A 4,102-nucleotide genomic window follows, 5' to 3' on the forward strand; every position below is an offset into this window, starting at 1 on the left:
GCCGGGCGGAGCCCCGGCGGCGGACGGTCAGGCGGGCGGCGTCAGGGCCGACAGCTGGGCCTTGAACCAGGCCGCCGGGGGGAGGGACGTCGCCGCCGCGGCCAGCCGCTTCGTGCGTTCCGAGCGCTCACCCATCGGCATGGCCAGCGCCGTGTGAAGGGCCTCCGCCGTCTGCGTCACGTCGTACGGGTTCACCGTCAGCGCGTCCTGGCGGAGCTCCTCGTACGCCCCCGCCCCGGTGGACAGCACCAGCACGCACCCCGCCTCCGACACCACCGGGATCTCCTTCGCCACCAGGTTCATCCCGTCCCGCACCGGGTTGACCAGCGCCACGTCCGCCAGCCGGTACGCCGCCAGCGAGCGTGCGAAGTCGTCCTGCACCGACACCAGCACCGGCTGCCACTCGTCCGTCCCGAACTCCGCGTTGATCTCCGCCGCCAGCCCCGCCACCGCGGCCGTGTAGTCCCGGTACACCGCCAGGTCCTGCCGCGAGGGGTACGCCGACGCCAGATGGACCACGCCGCCCCGCCACTGCGGGCGCGTGGTCAGGAGCTCCCGGTAGGCCAGCAGGCCCCGCAGCACGTTCTTCGACAGCTCCGTGCGGTCCACGCGGACGATCGTCCGCAGGCCGTCCACCTCCGCCCGCAGCTCCGCCAGCTTGGCGGTCACCTCCGGCCGGTGCGCCAGCGCCCGCAGTTCGTCCCCGTCCACGCCCAGGGGGTACGCGCGTACTTCCGTGATGCGGGTGGGCCACACCGAGTACCGGCAGTGCTCCACCACCGAGCCGCCGCGCACCTCGGACCGGCCCCACGCGTCGTCGAGCCGCGCCGACCCGAGGAACTCGGCCGCCCAGGCCTCGGTGTGGAAGCCGAGCACGTCCGCGCCGAGCATGCCCCACAGCAGGGTCTCGCGGACCAGGTCCGGCAGCATGGCGAGATAGCCCGGCGAGGCCCACGGGGTGTGCGTGAAGTGCGCGATCCGCAGGTCGGGACGCAGCACCCGCAGCAGTCCGGGCACCAGGGCCAGGTGGTAGTCCTGCACCAGCACCTGCGCGCCCTCCGCGGCCTCCTCGGCCAGGGCGTCGGCGAAGGCCTGGTTGTAGCGCTCGTAGGAGTTCCACTGCCGGCGGAACTCGGCGTCGAAGACCGGCTCGCGCGGGATGTCGTACAAGTGGTGGTGTGTGAACCAGAGCACGGAGTTGGCGACGCCGTTGTACGCGTCGTCGTACATCGTGGGATCGATGTCCAGCATCCGGACGCCCGGCTCGGCCACGCCCCGGCGGACCGCCTCCCGGTCGGCTTCCGACAGCGCCGCGCAGATCCACAGGGCGTCCGGCTGCTCGGCGAGGGCCGCGGAGAGTCCGGAGACGAGACCGCCCCCGCCGCGTCGGGCGCCGAGCGTCCCGTCCTCGGCGAGGGCGTAGGAGAGGGGGCCGCGATTCGCTGCGACGAGCACCTGGGAAGCCATGCGGCCAACCTAGCCCGGTCCGGGCCCCCTCAAACCGTACGTTCCCTCACGCCACGCGCCGCAGTGCGTACTCCTTGATGCCCGCCATCGGCGGGCGTTCCTCGGTGTCCACCGGGTACGTCCGCGGTACGAAGCCCTCCGGCCCGCGCTCGAACTGCGTGAGCTCCGGCCGTACGAGGTGCCCGCGCGAGAGCCGTACCTGGGCGGTGCGGTAGATCGCCGCGGCCATCCGTCCCAGCGCCTGCCCGTCCTGATGGCGGTGGAGCCGTACACCCACGTCCACCTGGGCCAGCGCGTCCAGCCCGACCGTGTGCAGCGCGTCGACCAGGAGGCCCAGTTCGACGCCGTACCCGACGGGGAACGGCAGCCGTTCCAGCAGCGAGCGGCGTACGGCGTACTCCCCGCCCAGCGGCTGTACGAAGCCGGCCAGCTGTGGCCAGTGGAGGTTGAGGAGCGGGCGGGCGACCAACTCGGTGACCCGGCCGCCCTGGCCGGGGGTGTCCCCGAGCGGCCGGTCGTACATCGCCTTGACGAACTGCACCTCGGGGTCGGTCAGCAGCGGTCCGACGATCCCGGAGACGAAGGCGGCGGAGAAGTCCCGCAGGTCGGCGTCGACGAAGCAGACGATGTCCCCGCCGGTGGCCAGCAGCGAGCGCCACAGCACCTCGCCCTTGCCGGGCAGTGCCGGGACGCGGGGCAGGATCTCGTCGCGGTGCACCACCCGGGCGCCGGCCTTCGCCGCGACGTCCGCGGTGCGGTCGGCGGAGCCCGAGTCGACGACGACCAGCTCGTCGACCAGGGGGACCGGCAGTCCCTCGATCAGCTCACGCCGGATGACCTCGACGATCGCGCCGACCGTCGCCTCCTCGTCCAGCGCGGGCAGCACGACGCTGACCGTGGTTCCGGCCGCCCGTTTCCGGTCGAGCAGCTGGTCGAGCGGTCGGTCGGCGGCGGACCAGGAGCGGTCGGCCAGCCAGCGCTCCACCTCTTCCAGCACCCTCAGCACTCCCTGCGTGTCGGCGATATTCGCCCTTATGTGATCCATCTCGCGGTTCGGACGGCTGTCTCAACCGCCCGGGCCTTCGGTTACAGTCTTGAACAACGCGAAGGACCACCGCATGCCGGGGGTCCTCGTGACAAACGCCCGGGCGCGCCATAGAGCGTGTCGCCCGGTGCCATACCGCTCATCCAGAGGGGCAGAGGGACACGGCCCGTTGAAGCCCCGGCAACCCTCCAGTCGGTTCTCGCGATCGCACATTCAGCGACATCAGCGAGGTCCCCGGCTAGGGAAGGTGCCAATTCCGTCTCATGGCGAAGTGCGCCATGGGGAAGATGAGGAGAAAGGGCCTCGCCATCATGGCTGCACAGACTGTCGCCACCTCTGTTGATCTCGGACCTGCCACCGGCCTTTCCTGTCGCGAGTGCGGTACCCGCTTCGAGCTCGGCCCCCTCTTCGCGTGCGCCGAGTGTTTTGGACCGCTGGAAGTCGCCTACGACCTCCCGACCGGCGATCCCGAGGCCCTGCGCGCCGCGATCGAGGCCGGCCCGAACAACATCTGGCGCTACGCCCCGCTGCTGCCCGTCCCCGCGGACGTGGCCTCGAAGCCCAGCCTGAACCCCGGTTTCACCAAGCTCGTGGACGCGGCCAACCTCGCCAAGGAGCTGGGCATCACCGGCAAGCTCTACGTCAAGGACGACTCAGGCAACCCGACGCACTCCTTCAAGGACCGCGTCGTGGCCATCGCCGTCGAGGCCGCCCGCGCCTTCGGCTTCACCACCCTGTCCTGCTCATCGACCGGCAACCTGGCCGGCGCCGTCGGCGCCGCGGCCGCCCGGGCCGGCTTCCGCTCCTGCGTGTTCATCCCGCACGACCTGGAGCAGGGCAAGGTCGTCATGGCCGGTGTGTACGGCGGCGACCTGGTCGGCATCGAGGGCAACTACGACGACGTCAACCGCTTCTGCTCCGAGCTCATCGGCGACCCGCTGGGCGAGGGCTGGGGCTTCGTCAACGTCAACCTGCGCCCGTACTACGGCGAGGGCTCCAAGACGCTCGCGTACGAGATCTGCGAGCAGCTCGGCTGGCAGCTGCCCGACCAGATCGTGATCCCGATCGCGTCCGGCTCGCAGCTGACGAAGATCGACAAGGGTCTGCAGGAGCTCATCAAGCTCGGCCTCGTCGAGGACAAGCCGTACAAGATCTTCGGCGCCCAGGCCGAGGGCTGCTCCCCGGTGTCCACCGCCTTCAAGGCCGGTCACGACGTGGTCCGCCCGCAGAAGCCGAACACCATCGCCAAGTCGCTCGCGATCGGCAACCCGGCGGACGGCCCGTACGTCCTGGACATCGCCCGTCGCACCGGCGGTTTCGTCGAGGACGTCACCGACGAGCAGGTCGTCGAGGCCATCAAGATCCTCGCGCAGACCGAGGGCATCTTCGCCGAGACCGCGGGCGGCGTGACCGTCGGCGTGACGAAGAAGCTCATCGACAACGGTCAGCTCGACCCGGCGCTGACCACCGTCGTCCTCAACACCGGTGACGGCCTGAAGACCCTGGAGGCGGTGGCCGCGGACAGCGGGCAGACCGCCACCATCCGCCCGAGCCTGGACGCGTTCCGCGCCGCCGGCCTGGTCTGAGGGC

The 4,102-nt window shown here is 71.1% G+C and carries 3 protein-coding genes and 1 riboswitch; of the genes, 1 reads left to right on the top strand and 2 read right to left on the bottom strand.

Annotated elements, in window-relative coordinates:
• Positions 1-27: 27 nt before the first annotated feature.
• Positions 28-1,467 (bottom strand): alpha,alpha-trehalose-phosphate synthase (UDP-forming), encoded by a 1,440-nt coding sequence (locus tag ACWGIU_RS31670; RefSeq protein WP_453711557.1) that lies wholly within the window; start codon positions 1,465-1,467, stop codon positions 28-30.
• A 46-nt stretch (positions 1,468-1,513) separates the two neighbouring features.
• Complete coding sequence (locus tag ACWGIU_RS31675; RefSeq protein ID WP_453711559.1) at positions 1,514-2,464, bottom strand: glucosyl-3-phosphoglycerate synthase; 951 nt, start codon at positions 2,462-2,464, stop codon at positions 1,514-1,516.
• A 184-nt stretch (positions 2,465-2,648) separates the two neighbouring features.
• Positions 2,649-2,806: riboswitch (SAM riboswitch) on the top strand.
• Between ACWGIU_RS31675 and thrC the strand changes: the two genes are divergently transcribed.
• Complete coding sequence (gene thrC, locus ACWGIU_RS31680; protein ID WP_453711558.1) at positions 2,800-4,098, top strand: threonine synthase; 1,299 nt, start codon at positions 2,800-2,802, stop codon at positions 4,096-4,098. (Overlaps the previous riboswitch by 7 nt.)
• The last annotated feature ends 4 nt before the right edge of the window (positions 4,099-4,102 follow it).

The organism is Streptomyces sp. NPDC054840, from assembly GCF_053611065.1.